Origin of the sequence: Actinomadura sp. 9N215 (assembly GCF_044326345.1) — a bacterium.
GTDB lineage: Bacteria > Actinomycetota > Actinomycetes > Streptosporangiales > Streptosporangiaceae > Spirillospora.
On record NZ_JBIRBA010000038.1, the window covers coordinates 1 to 19,368 of the forward strand.

Sequence of the window (19,368 nt, forward strand, 5' to 3'; positions counted from 1 at the left end):
CTGCGAGCACGGTGGGCTCTGCGAAGACGGCAGGCTCTGCGAGCACGGTGGGCTCTGCGAAGACGGCAGGCTCTGCGAGCACGGTGGGCTCTGCGAAGACGGCAGGCTCTGCGAGCACGGTGGGCTCCGCGTACACGGCGGTCTCCGCCTGCACGGCTCGCTCCGCTTCCCCGGCGGGCTCTGTTTGTGTGGCGGGCTTGGCTTGTGTGGCGGGCTTGGTCTGTGCGGTGGGGGCTGTGTGCTCGGGCTTCGGCTGGTCGGGGGTGGGCGGTTCGGGGCGTGCTCGGTCAGGTTCTAGGGCGGTGGTCATTGGGCACCGGCCAGGTCGGCGGCGCGGTAGCGGCCGCTGGGCGGACGGTCGGTCACGAGACGGCGGAACGCGGCGGCGGCCTCCTCGGGCGGTGGCGCGGAATCGGCGTCCTCGCCCGCGGCGCGGAGCATGTCGGTGTTCATCTCGCCTGGGTCCGCCCACCACACGGCCACGTCCGGCTCCTCCGCCGCCAGGACGTTCGAGAGCTGCTCCAGCGCCGCCTTGGACGACCCGTAGCCGCCCCACGTCTCGTAGTTCTCCACGGCCGCGTCCGACGTGATGTTGAGGATCGCGCCGCGCCGCTCCCGCAGGCTCGGCAGGACGTCCTGGATCAGCGCCAGCGGCGCCAGGACGTTCGTTGCGAACGTGTCCGCCAGGTCGGTGACGGGCAGCGCCGCGAGCCGGTACATCGGCGTCGGGCCGAGGGTGCTCGCGTTGTTGACGAGCAGGTCAAGCCCGCCGTCCACGGCCCGGACGAGGTCCGCGCGGTGCGCCGGGTCGGTGACGTCCCCGGCGATGGCCGTGACACTCCCGCCGCTCGCGCCCGTGCTCGCGCCGCCTGCGCTCTCGACGCCGGAGCTCCCGCTGCCCGAGCCCGCGCCTGCGCCGCCCGCACTCGCGCCCGCGCTGCCCGCGCTGCTCGCGCTCGCGCCCGCGCCGCCTGCGCTCCCGCCGCCGTTGCCGTTGCCGCTCCCGGCGTTGCCGTTTCCGGTGTTGCTGTTGCCGTGGTTGTCTTTGCGGCTGTTGCTGTCGCTGATGTCGTCGGCTGCGGCGGATAGTGCGGCTGCGTCGCGTGCGTCGATGACGAGGTGCCAGCCGTCCCGGGCGAGTTCGCGGGCGAGGGCCCGTCCGAGCCCCCGGGAGGCCCCTGTGATCAATGCGGTCTTCATGCTCTCGACGCTAGAAACGAGCGGCGTTCACGGCATCGGCCAACGGGTCCGCTAAACGGTGGTCAGTTGGTCCTAGGACCGGCGTCCCGGACGCCCGGACGGCACGGGCGCACGCGTCCTCCCGGGGGCTGATTCGAGAAGTCGCGCGCAGCGAGTACGGTCTTCACATGTGAGCGCCGCGAGGCGCTGGGCCAGCGGAGACGAGAGGCCGGGATGGAGACGGGCGAAGGCTGCGGCGAAGGCGGCCAGGGCGCGACCCTGCGCGCCGTGAGCTCCGCCGTGCTCGCGGTCACCCGGCACCTGTCCGTCCACGAGGTGCTGCAGGTGATCGTCCGGGCGGCGGCGCAGCTGCTGGACGCCCGGTACGCGGCCCTCGGCGTCCCGGACGACGAGGGCTCGTTCGCCGAGTTCGTCGTCGAGGGCGTCTCCGACGAGGAGTGGGAGCGCATCGGCCCGCTGCCACGCCAGCACGGCATGCTCGCCGCGATGCTGCACGGCGACACGCCCAAGCGGCTCGCCGACATCCGCAGGGAGCCGGAGTTCGAGGGCTGGCCGCACGCGCATCCCGTCCTGAAGGACTTCCTGGGCGTCCCGATCCGGGACGGCCAGGAAGTCATCGGCATCATCTTCCTGGCCAACAAGAAGCGCCCCGGCGGCTTCACCGACGACGACGAAGAGCTCCTCACCCTGTTCGCCGCGCACGCCGCGATCGCCATGACGAACGCCCGCCTGTACGAGCACAACCGCGAGCTGACCGTCGTCGCCGAACGCAACCGCATGGCCCGCGAGCTGCACGACGCCGTCGCGCAGAAGCTGTTCTCGCTGCGGCTCACCGCGCGCACCGCGTCCGCGCTGGCCGAGCGCGACCCCGTCCGGACCGTCCAGGAGCTGGAGCAGGTCGAGCGGCTCGCCGCCGAGGCCCTCGCCGAGCTCCGCGCCGTGATCTTCGAGCTGCGCCCGGCGGACCTCACCGACGGACTGGTCTCCTCGCTGCGCAAGCACGTCGAGGTCCTCGACCGGGCGCATGAGGCGACGGTACGCATCGCCGCCGACGAGGCCGTCGTCCTCCCCGAAGACCAGGAGGCCGTCGCCTTCCGCATCACCCAAGAGGCGCTCTACAACGCGCTACGCCACGCTGGTGCCCGCATCGTCGAGGTACGGCTCGGCACCCGCGACGGGCAGGCCGTGCTGGAGGTCGCCGACGACGGGTCAGGGTTCGACGCGTCCGACACGGCGGCCGAGCAGCAGAACGGGCTCGGCCTCGCGTCCATGCGCGACCGCGCCTACTCGATCGGCGGCGAGCTCACGATCGACGCCGCGCCCGGGCACGGCACGACCGTCCGGCTGGAGGTGCCGCTGTGACCGCCAACGGGCGCACGCCGGACGATGGCCCGCCACGCCGCCCGGGAAGGGCGCCGATCAAGGTCCTGATCGTGGACGACCATCCGGTCGTCCGGCAGGGGCTGCGCACCTTCCTCGGCATCCAGGACGACATCGAGGTCGTCGGCGAGGCGGAGGACGGCACGTCGGCCGTGACACTGGCCGAATCCCTGGAGCCCGATATCGTGCTCATGGACCTCAAGATGCCGGGCGCCGACGGCCTGACAGCGCTGACGGAGCTGCGGGCTCGCGGGGTGGCGGCACGGGTCCTGGTCCTGACCAGCGTCACGGAACGCGGGCACGTGCTGCCGGCCGTTCAAGCGGGCGCTGCCGGGTACCTGTACAAGGACGTCGACCCGCAGGCGCTCGTCCAGGCGATCCGGGCGGTCCACGACGGGCACGTGCTGTTCGCGCCCGACGCGGCCGAGGCGATGCTGGCGGACGGGCCCGGCACGCAGGACGACCGCGGCCTCGCCGCGCTGACCGAACGGGAACGGGAGGTGCTCGTGCACATCGCGCGGGGCAGATCCAACCGGGAGATCGCTCGCGCGCTCGTGGTGTCCGAGAAGACCGTCAAGACGCACGTCAGTAATCTGCTCATGAAACTGGGAGTCCAGGATCGGACGCAGGCGGCGCTCTACGCCGTCCGGCACGGTGTCGGCCCGTCCGGCGCCGATGGCGAGACAGCCGCCCGCGACTGATACAACTCCACTCACCGGATCGTCATCGAAATTGGTATGAACGTAGCTATCAGATACGCAGCAGGCAGCGACATCGGCTGCAACCGAGAGAACAACGAGGACTCGGGCTACGCCGGTGCGCGGCTGATCGCGGTCGCGGACGGCATGGGCGGCTACGCGGGCGGCGAAGTCGCGAGCTCGACCGTCATCGGCTCATTGCGCTCGCTCGACACCGACTCCCATCAGGACGATCTCGTCGACATCCTTGGCCGCGCCGTGGCGGAGGCCAACGAGAAGTTGCGCATCGTCCGGGAGGAACGCCCGGACCTGAGCCGCATGGGCACCACGCTCACCGCGATGCTGTGGTCGGGCGAGTCCGTCGCGCTCGCGCACGTCGGCGACTCGCGCGGCTACCTGCTGCGCGACGGCGAGCTGTTCCAGATGACGCAGGACCACACCATGGACGAGCTCCTCAAGGCGGAGGCCGAACAGGCCGGCCAGCAGGCCGACCCGGCGGAGACGTCCCGGCTGTCGCACGTCCTGTACCGGGTCCTGGACGGACGCGAGGACCGCGAACCCGACCTGCGCCTCCGCGAGGCCCGGCTCGGCGACCGCTACCTCCTCTGCTCGGACGGCCTCAGCGGCCCGGTCGACGCGCAGACCATCTACGAGGTCCTGTCCGCCGAGGCCGATCCGCAGCGCGCCGTCGACCGGCTGATCGAGCTCGCCCGCGAGAACGGCGGCCCCGACAACATCACGGCCGTCGTCGCCGACGTCATCGAGTCCGACCACGTCACCGCCGCCGACGCCCCCGTGGTCGTCGGCGCCGCCGCCCAGTCCTGACCACCACCCCGGCCGGCCTCCACCCCACGCCACCGGCGAACCCGGCATCCCTTCCACACGCGCGCGCCGACCCCAAACCCCACCCACCAAGAGCGCCCCCCGCACCCCACACGCCCCTCCCCACCCACCCCCAACACGACCTCCACACCCACCCCACCTCGCGCCACCTCACCCCGCGCCGTCCTGCACCCGCTCTGCCCCTTGGTTTCGTGTCTGTGTCTGTCGGTTTGTCTGTGTTGTGCGGGCTTCTTGGTGGCGTGTTGTTCGCTACGCTTTCCTGGGTTTCGTGGTGGTCGGCGTCGCGTCTGGAGCGGGGTCGGCGGAGTGTGATAGGTGTCTTGGTTTCGGATGATTCGTTGGATTCATCGGGCGAAAGAGTGCCCATGTAGCTGGCGGTTTGTCCTACTCTTGCCCCTGGGGCGGTGTCGCAGAGCACTGGGTAACGGTCCGATCGCAGATCGTTGACCGGGCTTGACCCGCCTTAGGGTGCACCCGATATACGGGTCACTCACCTGTATGTCATCGAGGCGGAGGATTCGTTGGGGGGAGCGCCCGGGGCGGCGGCCGCGAGTGCACCGGAAGGTGTGCTCGGCGGGATCGTCAGCCGGACCCTCACCGCAGCGCGGCACGGACCCCTGGGTGTGGTGCTGCGTGTTGCGGCGATGGCCTTCGCGGCCGTCGGCGCGTCATGGATCCACCGTGTCAACGACCCCGGCGTGCTCTGTCCCCTACGGGCGCTCACCGGAATCCCGTGCCCCATGTGCGGGAGCACCACCGTGTTCATCGAGCTCGGCGCGGGCCGTCCGGTCCATGCCGCGCTGGCGAACCCGGTGGCGCTCACCGGCGCGATCGCCGTGGCGCTCGCACCACTGGGACCGGGAGGACGGTGGTGGGCACTCCAGCCGAAGACCCGTGCCTGGATGCTCGGCACCGCCCTCGTGGGGTCGGAGCTGTGGCAGCTCGTCCGGTTCGGTGTTCTGCGGGTTTGAGCCGCGGTCGGTCCTCGGCCAGACTTGCGGAGCCCACCGGGTCCGGCGGGCGTCACACAACCACAGGGTCAATCAATAAGGAGCAAGTGTGGGTAACCCCTACGACCCCTACGGTCAGCAGCCGGGCTACGGGCAGCAACAGCCCGGGTACGGCCAGCAACCCCCAGCCCAGCCCGGCTATGGCCAGCCGGCCCAGCCCGGGTACGGCCAGCCCCCCGCGCAGCCCGGCTACGGTCAGCCGCCCGCGCAGCCGGGTTACGGCCAGCCCCCGGCGCAGCCCGGGTACGGCCAGCAGCCGCCCGCCGCCCAGCCCGGCTACGGGGCGCCGCCGCAGGCTCCCCCGGGACAGCCGGGCTACCAGGAGGTGCACCACCACCACTACGGCTCCGGCGGCCAGCTGGCCGAGTGGGGCTCGCGTGCGGGTGGCGCCATCATCGACGGCTTGATCATCGGTGCGCCGCTCTTCGTGCTGTACATGGTGGGCCTGCTGCTCGCCAGCGCCGGAGACGGCGCCGGGGTGCTCGGCCTGCTGCTGATCGTCATCGGTTACATCGCGGCCTTCGCCGCCAGCCTCTGGCTGATCTACCAGGAGGGCACCACCGGCCAGACGATCGGCAAGCGGCAGATGGGCATCCGCCTCGTGAGCGCGCAGACCGGCCAGCCCATCGGCTTCGGCATGGCGTTCGTCCGCAGGCTCGCGCACATCGCGGACAGCTTCGCGTGCTACATCGGCTACCTCTGGCCGCTGTGGGACGATCGTAAGCAGACTTTCGCCGACAAGATCTGCAACACCCTCGTGGTCCGCGGCTGATCAGCGGCCCGCGAGCCGGGGTTCCATCCCCTTGCGCGACATGAGCGGGGCGTCCCTTCGGGGGCGCCCCGTTTTCATGTGGCATGGCATCGTTCACCCACAGCACGCCACCCCGTTCGCCTACCGGACGGCGCCCGTTGCCTGTGGGACGGTGCCTTGTTCGCCTTTCGGGGAGGTCCGTTTTCTAGGGGACGGGGTCGAAGGCGCTGTTGCACGCGGCGACGAGGGCGCGGCGGACGGCGCCGTCCAGGAGCCGCAGCGCCTCACCGCGGCGTCGCACCTGGTCGGCGCTGAGGCCGCCGTCGTCCATCTGGCGGGCCAGGTCGACGACGAGGGACAGCCGCCCGGCGAGCGCCGCGACGCGGTGCGCGCGGGGCGGGTAGCCGGGGGCGAGCGGATGGTCGCCGCGGTCAGGGTCGCGCAGCGCGGTGAGCGCGTCGGTGATCTCGGACGGCGCGCCGGCGAGGTCGTCGACGGTCAGCAGCGCCTCGGTGGCGTCCCGCATCGCGAGGGTGAGCTGCCGGTCGGCGTCCGCGAGGGACGGGACGTCGGGAAGCCCGGGCGACGCGTCATGGGTCGTCCAGCGGATCCCGACGTAGGACGACCCGCGCCGGTCCTCGGCCGGGACGAGCCCGATCGCCCGGTCGCCGAGCACGACCACGACGCCCGCGCCCGCGTCGATCGCCGCGCGGTTCAGGCTCGGCGGTCCGGTCAGCCCGAGCGGGTCGCCCGGTGCGGGCAGGGCGAGCCGCAGCGCGGTCATCCCGCCGACGCGCAGGTCGCCGAGGCCGCGGCGCAGCGTCACCTCGGCGGGCTCGCCGCCCAGGATCTGCGGGCCCGCGCCCTTCTCGACCGCGTCGACGGCCTCGTCCAGGCCGACGTGCCCGGTCAGCCAGGCATTCCCCCATGCGACCAGCGCGGTCGCAGCGTCCTTGCTCATCGCCGTTCCCAATACTCCCTGATCGGCATGCGAACCACCATAAGCGCTCGGGCCGACGGTGCCGCAGGACGTAACGAACCTCTCGCGTCGCGGGTGATCCCGCGGGCCGCCGTCCCCGGCGGTAAACCCGGGGGTCACGCCCGCCGCCCGATCGCATAGGTTCTTTCCTGAGGATCAGGGACCACCCGGATTGGAGACGAAGGCGCGCGATGACCGGCGAGGTGCTTCAGCTCCGCGGAGTCGGGGTCAGGCGCGGCAGTGCGACCCTGCTGCGAGATGTCACGTGGACGGTGAACGAAGGCGACCGCTGGGTCATCCTCGGTCCGAACGGCGCCGGCAAGACGACCCTGCTCCAGATCGCCGGCGCGATGATGCACCCGTCCTACGGCACGGCCGTGATCCTGGAGGAGGAGCTCGGCCGGACGGACGTGTTCGAGCTGCGTCCCCGGGTCGGGCTCGCCAGCTCGTCGGTCGCGGAGAAGGTGCCGTCCGGCGAGAAGGTCGTCGACCTGGTGCTGACCGCGTCGTACGCGATCCTCGGACGGTGGCGGGAGGAATACGACTCGACCGACGTGAGCCGCGCCGTCGCGCTGCTGGACGCGCTCGGCTGCTCCGACCTGATCCGGCGCACGTTCAGCACGCTGTCCGAGGGCGAGCGCAAGCGCGTCCAGATCGCCCGCGCGATGATGCCCGACCCCGAGCTGCTGCTGCTGGACGAGCCCGCCGCCGGCCTCGACCTCGGCGGCCGTGAGGACCTCGTCGCCCGCCTCTCCGTCCTCGCCGACGACCCCGACGCGCCCACGATGGCGATGGTCACGCACCACGTGGAGGAGGTCCCGGAGGGCTTCACGCACGCGCTGCTGCTGCGCGCCGGCGAGGTCGTCGCGCAGGGCAAGGTGGACGAGGTGTTCACCGCGGAGCACCTGTCGAACACCTTCGGCATCCCGCTCACCGTGGACCGCCAGGACGGCCGCTGGTACGCCCGCACCACCCGCTGAGCGCGAGGCGCTACCTGCCGACGGCGCGCGCTACCTGCCGAACGCAGTGCGCTCCGCCCGCTGAGCGCGAGGTGCTGCGCCCGCTGATTGCGAGGTGCTGCGCCCGCTGATTGCGAGGTGCTGCGCCCGCTGATTGCGAGGTGCTGCGCCCGCTGATTGCGAGGTGCTGCGCCCGCTGATTGCGAGGTGCTGCGCCCGCTGAATGCGGTGCGCTTCACGTGGCCACGTGGTGCCCGGTCTGGGGCGTGCTTTCGTCGGGGTGGTCTACCCGTTGAAACGGGGGGATTCGTCCCCGAACCACCCCCAGTGGACGGTGGTGGACGGCCGTGTCCATACGATGTGTGCGCCGTTGTGAACTCGTAGCGCCGGGGTGGAGCCGACTTGGACGTGCTGGACGCGGTCGCGGTGTTCGCGGCCGGGGTCGCCGCCGGCGGCATCAACACGATCGTGGGCTCCGGCTCCCTGATCACCTTCCCGACGCTGGTGGCGCTCGGCTACCCGCCCGTGGTGGCGAACGTGTCCAACAACATCGGGCTCGTTCCGGGGAGCACGACCGGCGCGTACGGGTACCGCGAGGAGCTGAAGGGGCAGCGCGAGCGGCTGCTGCGGCTCGGCAGCGCCTCCGTCGCCGGCGCCCTGGCCGGCGCTCTGCTCCTCCTCGGCCTTCCCGCCGAGGCGTTCGACGTGATCGTCATCGCGCTGATCGTCATCGCGTTGGTCCTGGTGGTGGTGCAGCCGCGCCTGCAGAAGTGGGTGCTGCGCCGCCGCGAGGGGGAGCACCGTCCGCACGGCGGCCCGGCGCTGTGGGTCGGCGTCCTGTTCGCGGGCATGTACGGCGGCTACTTCGGCGCGGCGCAGGGCATCATCCTCATCGCGCTCCTCGGCATCATGCTGGACGAGGACCTGCAGCGCGTGAACGCGGCCAAGAACGTCCTGTCGGCCGTCGTTAACGGTTCCGCGGCGGTGGTGTTCACGCTGATGTGGCTGTTCTCCGACACCGAGATCAACTGGTGGGCGGTGCTGCTGATCGCGTCCGGCGCCGTCGTCGGCGGGCTGATCGGCGCCCGGGTCGGCCGCCGGATCCCGCCGCTGGTGCTGCGCAGCGTCATCGTGGTCGTCGGCATTGTGGCGATCGTCAATCTCCTGGTCTGACCAGCGCGTTCGCATCGATCCACAGGGTTGGCCGCCTGATGTTCCGGGTATAAGTCGAATATACGTTCGACTACCGGAGGTTCGCGCGGATGAAGGGCGACAGGGTCGAGATCGTCATCGATGCCGGTGGCGAGGGGACGCGGACGTACGAGGTCGTGGCGAGCCGGGCGGGCCGCCGCGTGGAGATCGCGACCCGCCGCGGAGTCGTGGAGGTCAGCGAGGTCACCCGCACCGGCACGGCCGTCCGGACGGCCCGCTTCATGTCCAGCCGGGTGCTGGCGCTGGTCGAGTATCCGACGTCCGATCAGGTGCACGAATCCGAGTGACGGCGTCCCGAGGGGCATCCCGATGAGATAGAATCGAACAAATATTCGAAGAATCATGGGATGCAGTGGTCGGCCTGGGACGCCTCGGGCCGGCCTGACCTTCGACGTAAGGCGGACATGCCGATGACATCCTCGCCCGACGTCCTCTCGCCCTCCCTCGACGCGATCAAGAGCTCCCAGGCGCGGCAGCGTCCCGTCGTCATGATCACTTACGCTCCCGACGGCCCGCCCCGCGTCTGCGTTCCGGACGCCGGAGAACTGCGCGTGATCGACGGACGGCTCCTGCACGTGGCGGTCTGGCCCGACAGCCCCACCGCGGCCGACCTGGACCGCGGCCTGCCCGTGCTGCTGATCGTCCCCGCTTCCCCGGACGTCCATCTCATCCGCGCCACGGCGCACCGGCTGGTCGGCGCCGCCATGGTGTGGGCCCACTACGACCTCACGATCATCTCGGCGCGGATCGCCGTCCGGGGCACCGCGCCCGCGCCCTTCGCCCAACCCGTCCGGGTCAGCGACGAGGCCGACGCCGGAGAGGAGGTCCTGACGAGCGTCCGCCAGAAACGGCTGGTCAGAATGCTCAGCTAGCGCCCACCCGAGAACGGACCCTCGACGAGCACCCAGGCCCCGGCCAAGGGACCGCTCCCTGGCCCCGGTCAACGGACCGCTCCCTGGCCGGGGCCTGGCCGCCAGGGTCCGGGCCGCCGGGGTCTTTGGGGGGCATGCTGCGGCGAGCTTGTCGCGCTTGTCGAGGAGGCTGTGCCGGTGAGGCTCCCAGGCGAGTTTCGCTCGGGTCGGCGCCGGTCGCGGCCTGGTCCAGCCGTCCAGCCGGCAGCGTGTGGTCTGGCGGGGTCAGTAGGGGCGGACCTGGACGGTGCCCTCGTCCGTCACGCGGGTCTCGAAGGCGGGCTGGCGGGCGGTGGCCGGGCCATGCACGACGGATCCGTCCTGGACGCGGAACATGCTGCCGTGCCAGGGGCAGATGACGCAGGTGTCGGCGTTGTCGTCGGTGATGATGCGGCCCTGGTGGAGTGGCCCGGCGAGATGGCTGCAACGGTCGGCGAGGACGTGGATGTCGTCGCCCGTCCGCAGGACGAACAGGCCGATGTAGCCGAGGCGCCGGTGGACGGGCCAGCCGTCCGGGAGCTCCTCCGCGGCGCACAGATCGTGCCAGCCGAGGGGGACGAGGTGGCCGACCTGGTCGGCGTGGCTGGCGCCCGCGGCCTGACGGAACGCCAGATGGCCGCCGAGGTAGGCGCCGGTGACGAGGGCGGTGAGGCCGGCGAAGCCGAAGGCGCGTCCGGCGCCGTCCCGGCCCTGGAAGCGGGCCACGAGGGAGACCGAGTACAGCGTGCTCGCCGTCAGCATCCCCGCCGCGTGGACGAGCCCGACCCGCTGCTGCTCGCGGTGCAGCGCCGACCAGTCGGCGACGCCGGTGAGCACGGTGGGCACCGCGCTCACGAGCCCCGCGGCCACGAGCGTCTGGGACGCGCGGCGCTGACCCGGCATGAGGTCGAGGACGGCGGCGGAGACCCAGAACCCGATGGGCATGTCGGTGAGCGGCGGATGGGCCGGGTGCCCGAGGGGGACGCCGTGGAGGGCGTCCTTGACGGGCCCGGGCGGCAGCGCCCGCCGCACGGCCAGGGACAGGACGCGGATGACGCGGTCGAGGCCGCGCGCCTGCTCCAGCCCCTCGGTGGCATCGGCCAGCCGCGCCGCCCCCTCGGGCCGGGACATGCGCCGGAAGATGTTCGCCCTGCGGTTCATGCCCCTCCTTCGCGGCTCTGCCGGGACGCCTGTCGCGACACTAGTCTTCCGCGTTCACCTGCGGCCAGTCATACGTACCTGCAGCCGGACACCCCTAAACAACGCGGTCAGCACGCCAGCGCCCCCAGCCCCGACGGTGCCTTCGGAGTCACCGGCAGAATCACGCGGCCGCCGCTGCGATGCGGCACGGCCGCGCTCCCCGATGCGGCTTCAGACGCTTTCCAGGTCCGAGAACGTAACGTTGATCTTCATGCCTTCCGGAAGTTCGGTGTCCAGCACGTCGCGGTGAACGAAGGCGAGTTGGTAATTGCGGCCGGACCAGTCGAGCCGATACTCCTCCACGGAGTGGATCGCATCGTCGGCGTCAAGGACGATGATGAGGTACATGGGGATGCGCTGAGCGGCGTACTCTGCCTTCTTGTCCTGGAAGTCGCGTTGCTTGCTGTCCGCGCCCGCGATCTCCACTGTGGTGAAAACGTCTGCACTCGTCACCTTCGAGCCGCGCTCGACGCAATGCAGGACGCTGACGTCGGGACGCCGCACGGTGAAATACCGGCCCTTTTCCTTGGCTTGAGGATTGGAACACCGGTAACGCATATCGAGGTCTTGGACCACGCTGATGCAGGGACTCGGCGGACGAGCGTCCCGCAGCGCATTTGTCAGGTTGTGGGAAACAATCTGATGCTCATGACCGGGGGACCCGCAGAAGACGACGCTGCCGTCCACGACCTCGATGGTTTTGCATACCTCTTCTGGGAGGGCCTCGTACTGCTCCTCGGTGATGAGGAGGCTGTACGGGTCTGCCGCCCATACGGGAAGGGGCATGCTCGGGCTCCTCGGGGTCCGTCCTGTACCTGGCCAGAGCCTATCGGCGCGGCGTCGGCCTTGCTTGGGCGTCGGCCTTGCTTGGGTATCGGCCTTGCTTGGGTATCGGCCTTGCTTGGGTATCGGCCCCGCTTAGGCGTCGGCCCCGCTTAGGCGTCGGCCTCGCTTGGGCGTCGGCCCACTTGGGCGTCGGCCTCGCTTGGGCATCGGTCACGCGTGGGAAGCGGCCCGGCGGGGGAGGCCGCCCGGCCGCTTCGAGGGGGCGTGGTCAGCCGGAACACGCCCCGGGTGAGGGACGGCGTCGAGGTGAGCGCCCTCCCTCCGGGATGGTCAGGAGCCGTTCACGCCGAGGCCCCTGGCGACGCGGTCGCCGAGGTCCTTGTGGACGTTGCGCCAGTACTCGACGACGCGCGGCTTCATGTCGCCGGTCACCTCGGGCGCGTTCGCGTGCAGCAGGATGTTGTTCACCATGTGGTCGCGGTCGACGTCCGAGAGGACCTTCTCCCACAGGGTGCGGGCCTGGCCGTAGTCGTCGTCCTCGCGGTGCGGGGTGTAGGCGCTGCGGACGATCTCGCCCGCGACCCCGTAGGTGTCGCCCGCCCAGAGGGCCGGATCGGCGACGGGCCCGCCCACCGAGTTCGGCGCGTACACCGGGTCGGCGGAGTTGGAGTACGTCATCGCGCCGTCCTTGTTGTAGGTGTGGACGGGCGCCTTCGGGCGGTTGACCGGCAGCTGCAGGTAGTTCGGGCCGATCCGGTAGCGGTGGGTGTCGGGGTAGGAGAACAGCCGGCCCTGCAGCATCTTGTCCGGGGACGCGCCGATGCCGGGCACGAGGTTGGACGGCTCGAACGCGGCCTGCTCGATCTCGGCGAAGTAGTTCTCCGGGTTCCGGTTCAGCGTCCACCGGCCGATGGTGATCGGCGGGTAGTCGGTGTGCGGCCAGACCTTGGTGAGGTCGAACGGGTTGAACCGGTAGTCGGCGGCGTCCTCGAAGGGCATGATCTGCACCTGCACCGTCCAGGACGGGTGGTCGCCGCGCCTGATCGCCTCGTAGAGGTCGCGGATGTGGACGTCCGGGTCCTGCGCGTCGGCCTCTTCGGCGGTGAAGTTCCTGATGCCCTGGTCGGTCTTGAAGTGGTACTTGACCCAGAATTTCTCGCCGCCGGCGTTGTACCAGAGGAACGTGTGCGAGCCGTACCCGTTCATGTGCCGCCAGGACGCGGGCGTCCCGCGGTCGGTCATCAGGAGCGACACCTGGTGGGCGGATTCGGGCGACAGCGTCCAGAAGTCCCACTGCATGTTGTTGTCGCGCAGGTGGTTGTCGGCGCGGCGCTTCTGCGAGTGGATGAAGTCGGAGAACTTCTGCGGGTCGCGGATGAAGAAGATCGGCGTGTTGTTGCCGACGAGGTCGTAGTTGCCCTCGTCGGTGTAGAACTTGATGGAGAAACCGCGCGGGTCGCGTCCGGCGTCGGCGCTGCCGAGCTCCCCGGCGACGGTGCTGAACCGGACGAGCGACTCGGTGCGGGCGCCCTTCTGGAAGAGGCTCGCCCGCGTGTACTGGCTGACGTCCTCGGTGATTTCGAGGACGCCGTACGCGCCGCCGCCCTTGGCGTGGACGACCCTTTCGGGGACGCGTTCGCGGTTGAAGTGCGCCATCTTCTGGATCAGGTAGTGGTCCTGAAGCAGCAGCGGGCCGTTCGGCCCCACGGACTGCGAATGCTCGTCGCTCGGCGCGGGAATTCCGGCGTCGGTGGTGGTGGTCGGCCTGTCATCGGACATTGGCGCGGTTCCTCCTTGCTCCGTTATTGGTGATGCGGGTCGCGGGTCCGCGGTGGCTCAATCGTCCGCCCCCTGGTCGGGACGGCGGTCGGTGGGGCGGCAGGCGGGGCAGAGGCCCCAGAAGGTGACGTCGGCTTCGTCGACCTGGTAGCCGGCGGCGTTCACCGGTTCGAGGCAGGGGGCCTCGCCGACGACGCAGTCGACGTCCTGGACGGCTCCGCAGGCGCGGCACACCAGGTGGTGGTGGTTGTCGCCGACGCGTCCCTCGAACCGGGCCGGGCTGCCGGCCGGCTCGATGCGGCGGACGAGACCGGCCGCCGCCATGGCGTGCAGGGCCTCGTACACGGCCTGGAGCGAGATGTAGCCCACCCGGTCGCGGACGCCGCCGGCGATCGCGACGGCGCCGAGGTGGTCTCCGGCGCGGACGGTCTGCAGGATCGCCACACGCGCCGCCGTCACCCGCAACCCCGCACCCCGCAATTCCCCAGCGACGACCGCCGCAACGCCCGCGGACGGCGCGGCGGCATACCGCGCAACCGCAGGCTGCGCGGTGCCACTGGGCTGCGTGCCAGTGGGCTGCGCGGTGCCAGTGGGCTGTGCCGTGCCAGTGGGCTGTGCGGTGACCGGTTGTGTGGCGGCGGGTTGTGCGGTGACCGGGTGTGCGGCGGTGGGGTGTGCCGTGACCGGCTGTGTGGTTGTGGGGTGTGTGGTGGCAGTCGGTGGTGCGGAGGGCGTGGGGTGCCTTGTGGTGGCGGGAGGTGGTGGGTGGGCGGATGCGGGCATGTGGCTCAACCTATGTCGCAAACATGAATGATTCAAGATAATGAACCATACATCTTTAGTCGGGGTGCTTGCCGCGCGTGACATGCTGGGGCGTCCGATGACGGAGGTCCGTGGCGGGCCGGGGCGGAGGTGAGGCGATGGGCACGCGGGGGAAGGCGGTCGCTGCGGCGGCCGTGGCCGGGACGATGGCGCTTGCCGCGGCGGGGTGCGGCGGCTCCGGCGGCTCGGACGACTCCGACGCGAAGGGCGCGACGTCGGCGCCCAGCGGCAAGGCGTCCTCGGGCGGGACGGGCGGTGCGGCGCCCGCCAAGGAGCCGATCATCCTGGCGTTCGGCGGCGACACGCACTTCGAGGGCCAGCTACGGTCACGACTCGGTAACGCCAAGAGCGCGCTCGGCCCTGTCGCGAAGCAGCTGCGCGCGGCCGATCTCGCCATGGTCAACCTGGAGACGGCGATCACCACGGGCGGGACCGCCGCGCCCAAGTCGTTCACCTTCCGCGCCCCGCCGTCCGCGTTCAAGGCGCTGCAAGGCTCCGGCGTGGACGTCGTGTCCATGGCCAACAACCACGGCATGGACTACATGGAGGGCGGCCTCCGTGACTCCCTTGCCGCCATCAAGCGCAGCGGGTTCCCGGTTGTCGGCATAGGCAAGAACGCGAACGACGCGTTCCGTCCGTACCGCGTCACTGTGAAGGGCAACAAACTCGCCATCGTCGGAGCGACTCAGGTACTGGACGACAACCTGATCCAGGCGTGGACGGCCACGGACACCAAGGGCGGCCTTGCGTCGGCCAAGGACGTCCCCCGGATGGTGCAGGCGGTGAAGGAAGCGCGCAAGGGCTCGGACGTCGTCATCGTCCACCTGCACTGGGGCGCGGAACTCCAGCCCTGTCCGCTGCCGCGCCAGAAGGAACTCGCCCAGCAGCTCGTCGCGGCGGGGGCCGACATCGTCGTCGGCGGGCACGCGCACATTCCGCTGGGCGGCGGCTACATGGACGGCTCGTACGTCCACTACGGCATGGGCAATTTCGTGTTCTACTCCGCGAGCGGCAAGACCGCCGAGTCCGGGGTGCTGCTCCTGAAGGTGGAGAACGGCAAGGTCGTCAAGGACAAGTGGGCGCCCGCCAGGATCTCCGGCGGCATCCCGATCCCGCTGAAGGGCGCCGGGGCGGCGTCCGCCCTCAAGCGGTGGAACGGGCTGCGCGGCTGCACCGGCCTTCAGGCGCGCCCGTCCTGAGCTCATTGATCGGTCTGAGCCTGCTGATCCGTCCTTGGGCTGGACTCTCCCATGGTGGGAGGGCTCAGGGTGGTGCCCGTGAGCGATGATGATCTCCTGCCGATCGGGCGGTTCGCGCGGCTGTGCCGGCTGAGCGTCAAGCAGCTCCGGCACTACGCCGATCTCGGGCTGCTCGCACCGGCGTGGACGGACCCGGCGTCCGGCTACCGCTACTACCGGCCTGTCCAGGCACGGGACGCGCTGCTGATCGGCCTGCTGCGGGCGATGGACGTCCCGCTGCCGGCCGTGGCGCGCGTCCTGTCCGGGGACGCGGGCGACGCGGGCGACGCCCTGAAGGAGGCGCGCGACAGGATCGAGGCCGATGTCGCCCGGCGGCGGCGCGGCCTGCGGCTCCTGGACCGCGTGGTCGCCGAAGGGCTGCCGGAGACGGAGGTGTCGATCGTCCGGGAGCCGGCGCGGCGCGTGGTCACCGCGCGGGAGCCCGCGACGCCGTCGACGATCCCGGACGCGACCGGCGCCTGCGTGGCCCGGCTGCTACCCCGGATGTCACCGGACGGCCTGCTCATCGGGCTGTTCCCGCTGGACATGGCCGAGGAGTTCGATGTCCGCGTGGCCGTCCAGGCGGCGGCCGGCGACGACCTCCTGTCCGGTGGTTCGTTCGCGTCGGCCGTCCATGTCGGCCCGTACGAGGAGATTCCGCTCACGGTCCATGGCGTGCTCGCGTGGTTCGGCGACTACGGGCACACGCCCGCCGGGCCCGTCCGCGAGGTGTACCTCAACGACCCCGCGACCACGCCGCCCGAGCACCTGCAGACGCGGGTGCAGATCCGTGTGGAGGATTCCCAGTGAGCTGGTACGAGGCGGCTGAAGAACCGGAGTTGGTGGAGCACGGCTCTGTGTCGGGCCTGGCCGTTACAGGACGCGGCGAGCCGGGCGGTGCCGCCTATGGCGAGAGCGTCGGCGCGCTGTACGCGGTCATGGGCGCGCTTGGCGCGCCGATGGTTCCGCTGGAGGGACGCTGGTGGGTCGAGGAGGAGGGCTCACCGTTCGACGTGCCCCGCGACCGGTGGTGGTGGCATCTGTTCCTTCGCCTCCCGGACGACACCCAGTCGATCGATCAGGCCCGTGAGGAGGTGCGGTCGAAGGTGGCGGCCGCTGCGCGCGTCCAGCATGTGACGTTCACGAAGGGCCGATGCGTACAGCTGCTGCATCGCGGAGCGTACGCGGACGAGCCCGCGTCCCTCGCCCGCATGTACGCGCTGATGGAGGACGAGGGCGTGGTCCCGAACGGCCTGCACCACGAGATCTACCTGTCCGATCCCAGCGAGACCGACCCGGAGAAGATGCGCACAATCCTGCGCCAGCCCATCCGCTAACCGCACGTCCGCCAACCGCTTGTCCGCTGCCGCTGCCACTCGTTTAGTGGCCGCGTCTGGTGGCTGCTCGTCTGGTGGTCGGCCTGTTCGGTGACCGCTCGCGCGGTGGTCGTATTGGACTGTCCGTCGCAGAGGCGTAGTTTCACGAGAAACGGCACGGCGGACGGACGGGCGGACGGGCAGGCGGGGTTCATGCGAGATCAGTGGGTGAGGTCGGGCGACATCGAGCTGGCCGTGCGGGTGCGGGGCGACGGGCGGCGGCCGACGGTCGTCCTCGTGCACGGGTACCCGGACACCAGCGCGATGTGGGACGAGGTGGCCGAACGGCTCGCCGGACGGTTCCGCGTCGTCGCGTACGACGTGCGCGGGGCCGGAGCGTCCGGCAGCCCGGCCGACCCGCTCGACTACCGGCTGGACGCGCTCATGGGCGACCTCGAAGCCGTCCTGGACGGGGTCGGCGCCGACGAGCCCGTCCATCTAGTGGGGCACGACTGGGGTTCGGTGCAGGGCTGGGAGGCCGTGATCGGCGACCGGCTGCGGGGTCGCATCGCCTCGTTCACGTCGATCTCCGGGCCGGACCGGCGGCATATGGCGCGCTGGGCCGCGCAGGCCGTCCGGTCCGGGCCGCGCGGGATCGCCGAGGTCCTCGACCAGGTGCGGCGCAGCGTCTACATGCCGGTGCTGATGGCGCCGCGGCTCGGCGAGGTCGCGGCCCGGCTGCTCGCGGCCGGGTTCCCGCACGTGATGAGACTTCGCGAGGGTGCCGACCCGCGCTCGGGCCACCCGGCCGCCACACTGCCCACCGACGCCCGCAACGGCCTCGGCCTCTACCGAGCGAACATGGGCCGCAACCGCACCACACGCGGCAAAGGCCCACACGCCCCAGGCACGTCCGGCGGAGCCATGTCCGGTGGCGGCGCGACCGGCGGAAGCGCGACCGGCGGGGGCGTGTCCGGTGGAGGCACGTCTGACGGGGGTGCGTCCGGCGGAGGTGCACGTGGCGGAGGCGCGTCTGGCGGGGGTGCGCGTGGCCAAGGTGTGGCTGGCGGGGGTGCGTCCGGCCGAGGTGTGTTTGGTGGGGGTGTGGCCGCCGGTGATGGGTGGACGGACGTGCCCGTGCAGCTCATTGTCCCGATCAAGGACAGGTACGGCTCTCCGTCGCTGCTGCTGTCCGCGCGTGGGCCGGTGTCCCGCCTGTACGTGCGGCGCGCGCCGGCCGGGCATTGGGTGGCGCGCAGCCATCCCGACCTCATCGCCCGCTGGGTCACCGAGTTCGTCGAGCACCTGGACGGTGGGCCGGAGACGCCCGCCCTGGCCCGGGCCCGCGCGGCGGGCGTGCCCGGCAAGGAGTTCGGCGGCGACCTCGTCGTCGTCACGGGCGCGGGCAGCGGCATCGGCCGCGCCACCGCCCACGCCTTCGCCGCAGACGGCGCACGGGTTGTCGTGGCCGACATCGACGAAGACGCCGCCAAGCGCACCGTGGACGAGATAGCCGCGGCCGGTGGCGAAGCCCACGTCTACAGGGTCGATGTCGCCGACGCCGAAGCGATGGAGCGGTTCGCCGACCACGTGCGTGATTCGTTCGGTGTCCCGGACGTGGTCGTCAACAACGCGGGCATCGCCCTAGTCGGGTCGCTGCTCGACACGCCAGAGGAAGAGTGGGCCCACGTCCGCTCCATCAACTTGGACGGCGCGTATCGGGGCTGTCGCCTGTTCGGACGCCAGATGGTCGAACGTGGCGAGGGCGGGCACATCGTCAACATCTCGTCCATGGTGGCGTTCCTGCCGAGCCCCGAGATGCCCGCCTACAGCGCGACCAAGGCCGCAGTGCTCCAGCTGAGCGAGAGCCTCCGCGTCGACCTCGACCGCTACGGCATCGGCGTCTCCGCTGTCTGTCCGGGAGTCATCATCACACCGATGATTGGTCGAACCCGTTTCGTGGGGCGGCCCCCAAACCTGGACGGCGAGCAGCGCAACCGAGTGGCCCGGGCGCTTGAGCGCCGAGGCTCCCCGCCGGAGAAGGTCGCACAGGCCGTCCTGCGAGCCGTCCGCCAGGACACGCCGGTCACGCTCGTCGCCGCCGAAGCACGCATCGCCCGCGCGCTCTCTCGCGTGTCGCCCACCGCGAACCGGACCATCGCCCGCATCACCCGCCGCCCCGGCGTCCACTGACGCCCGCGTCACCCGCCGCCCGGTGTCTGGGGACTTCCGCGTTCTTCGTCTCGGCGGTGTTCGGTGGTCCGCGCGTCATCCGTCGCGCGGGCGTCAAATTACGCGCGCGTTA

At 71.1% G+C, this 19,368-nt stretch carries 19 protein-coding genes; 13 read left to right on the top strand and 6 right to left on the bottom strand.

Going from position 1 to position 19,368, the window contains the following annotated elements; translation table 11 throughout:
- Nucleotides 1-306: 306 nt before the first annotated feature.
- Nucleotides 307-1,200, bottom strand: coding sequence for an SDR family NAD(P)-dependent oxidoreductase (locus ACH34T_RS39845; protein ID WP_396026190.1), 894 nt, complete (start codon nucleotides 1,198-1,200; stop codon nucleotides 307-309).
- A 213-nt stretch (nucleotides 1,201-1,413) separates the two neighbouring features.
- On the opposite strand from ACH34T_RS39845, the gene ACH34T_RS39850 reads away from it, so the two are divergent.
- The 5 genes from ACH34T_RS39850 (at nucleotide 1,414) to ACH34T_RS39870 (ending at nucleotide 5,903) form a co-directional block, all read left to right on the top strand.
- Nucleotides 1,414-2,562 (top strand): GAF domain-containing sensor histidine kinase, encoded by a 1,149-nt coding sequence (locus tag ACH34T_RS39850; protein ID WP_396026191.1) that lies wholly within the window; start codon nucleotides 1,414-1,416, stop codon nucleotides 2,560-2,562.
- A complete protein-coding gene (locus ACH34T_RS39855) occupies nucleotides 2,559-3,281 on the top strand; it encodes a response regulator (RefSeq protein ID WP_396026192.1) in 723 nt (240 codons plus the stop codon). The genes ACH34T_RS39850 and ACH34T_RS39855 overlap by 4 nt, the downstream gene beginning before the upstream one ends.
- A 36-nt stretch (nucleotides 3,282-3,317) precedes the next feature.
- Nucleotides 3,318-4,103: a PP2C family protein-serine/threonine phosphatase gene (locus ACH34T_RS39860; RefSeq protein WP_396026193.1), complete on the top strand. Its 786-nt coding sequence runs from the start codon at nucleotides 3,318-3,320 to the stop codon at nucleotides 4,101-4,103.
- A gap of 641 nt (nucleotides 4,104-4,744) precedes the next feature.
- Nucleotides 4,745-5,092 carry a DUF2752 domain-containing protein gene (locus tag ACH34T_RS39865; protein WP_396026194.1) on the top strand — a complete coding sequence of 116 codons (348 nt, stop codon included), beginning with the start codon at nucleotides 4,745-4,747 and terminating at the stop codon, nucleotides 5,090-5,092.
- Between the two features lie 88 nt (nucleotides 5,093-5,180).
- Nucleotides 5,181-5,903: an RDD family protein gene (locus ACH34T_RS39870; protein WP_396026195.1), complete on the top strand. Its 723-nt coding sequence runs from the start codon at nucleotides 5,181-5,183 to the stop codon at nucleotides 5,901-5,903.
- Between the two features lie 184 nt (nucleotides 5,904-6,087).
- Here the strand turns inward: ACH34T_RS39870 and ACH34T_RS39875 are convergent, their stop codons facing one another.
- Nucleotides 6,088-6,843, bottom strand: a complete 756-nt coding sequence (locus ACH34T_RS39875; RefSeq protein WP_396026196.1) for a hypothetical protein — start codon at nucleotides 6,841-6,843, stop codon at nucleotides 6,088-6,090.
- 209 nt (nucleotides 6,844-7,052) lie between these two features.
- Here ACH34T_RS39875 and ACH34T_RS39880 point away from each other — a divergent pair, with 209 nt between their 5' ends.
- The 4 genes from ACH34T_RS39880 (at nucleotide 7,053) to ACH34T_RS39895 (ending at nucleotide 9,904) form a co-directional block, all read left to right on the top strand.
- A complete protein-coding gene (locus ACH34T_RS39880) occupies nucleotides 7,053-7,841 on the top strand; it encodes an ABC transporter ATP-binding protein (protein WP_396026197.1) in 789 nt (262 codons plus the stop codon).
- 381 nt (nucleotides 7,842-8,222) lie between these two features.
- Entirely contained in the window at nucleotides 8,223-8,993 is a 771-nt protein-coding gene (locus ACH34T_RS39885) for a sulfite exporter TauE/SafE family protein (RefSeq protein ID WP_396026198.1), read from the top strand.
- Nucleotides 8,994-9,082: 89 nt separating this feature from the next.
- A complete protein-coding gene (locus ACH34T_RS39890) occupies nucleotides 9,083-9,319 on the top strand; it encodes a hypothetical protein (RefSeq protein ID WP_132181957.1) in 237 nt (78 codons plus the stop codon).
- 123 nt (nucleotides 9,320-9,442) lie between these two features.
- The gene (locus ACH34T_RS39895; protein WP_396026199.1) at nucleotides 9,443-9,904 is read left to right on the top strand and encodes a hypothetical protein; all 462 of its coding nucleotides are present in this window, start codon (nucleotides 9,443-9,445) and stop codon (nucleotides 9,902-9,904) included.
- Nucleotides 9,905-10,168: 264 nt separating this feature from the next.
- Here ACH34T_RS39895 and ACH34T_RS39900 read toward each other — a convergent pair whose 3' ends face one another.
- From ACH34T_RS39900 to ACH34T_RS39915, 4 genes are all read right to left on the bottom strand, one after another.
- Entirely contained in the window at nucleotides 10,169-11,083 is a 915-nt protein-coding gene (locus tag ACH34T_RS39900) for a Rieske 2Fe-2S domain-containing protein (RefSeq protein ID WP_396026200.1), read from the bottom strand.
- Between the two features lie 210 nt (nucleotides 11,084-11,293).
- Complete coding sequence (locus ACH34T_RS39905) at nucleotides 11,294-11,908, bottom strand: Uma2 family endonuclease (protein WP_396026201.1); 615 nt, start codon at nucleotides 11,906-11,908, stop codon at nucleotides 11,294-11,296.
- A gap of 330 nt (nucleotides 11,909-12,238) precedes the next feature.
- Nucleotides 12,239-13,687: a catalase gene (locus tag ACH34T_RS39910; RefSeq protein WP_396026202.1), complete on the bottom strand. Its 1,449-nt coding sequence runs from the start codon at nucleotides 13,685-13,687 to the stop codon at nucleotides 12,239-12,241.
- Between the two features lie 57 nt (nucleotides 13,688-13,744).
- The gene (locus tag ACH34T_RS39915; protein ID WP_396026203.1) at nucleotides 13,745-14,152 is read right to left on the bottom strand and encodes a Fur family transcriptional regulator; all 408 of its coding nucleotides are present in this window, start codon (nucleotides 14,150-14,152) and stop codon (nucleotides 13,745-13,747) included.
- Nucleotides 14,153-14,607: 455 nt separating this feature from the next.
- Here ACH34T_RS39915 and ACH34T_RS39920 point away from each other — a divergent pair, with 455 nt between their 5' ends.
- The 4 genes from ACH34T_RS39920 (at nucleotide 14,608) to ACH34T_RS39935 (ending at nucleotide 19,256) form a co-directional block, all read left to right on the top strand.
- The gene (locus ACH34T_RS39920; RefSeq protein ID WP_396026204.1) at nucleotides 14,608-15,708 is read left to right on the top strand and encodes a CapA family protein; all 1,101 of its coding nucleotides are present in this window, start codon (nucleotides 14,608-14,610) and stop codon (nucleotides 15,706-15,708) included.
- 78 nt (nucleotides 15,709-15,786) lie between these two features.
- The gene (locus tag ACH34T_RS39925) at nucleotides 15,787-16,557 is read left to right on the top strand and encodes a GyrI-like domain-containing protein (RefSeq protein WP_396026205.1); all 771 of its coding nucleotides are present in this window, start codon (nucleotides 15,787-15,789) and stop codon (nucleotides 16,555-16,557) included.
- Complete coding sequence (locus tag ACH34T_RS39930; protein WP_396026206.1) at nucleotides 16,554-17,084, top strand: GyrI-like domain-containing protein; 531 nt, start codon at nucleotides 16,554-16,556, stop codon at nucleotides 17,082-17,084. Before ACH34T_RS39925 ends, ACH34T_RS39930 begins: the two co-directional genes overlap by 4 nt.
- A gap of 192 nt (nucleotides 17,085-17,276) precedes the next feature.
- Entirely contained in the window at nucleotides 17,277-19,256 is a 1,980-nt protein-coding gene (locus tag ACH34T_RS39935; RefSeq protein ID WP_396026207.1) for an SDR family oxidoreductase, read from the top strand.
- Nucleotides 19,257-19,368: the final 112 nt, after the last annotated feature.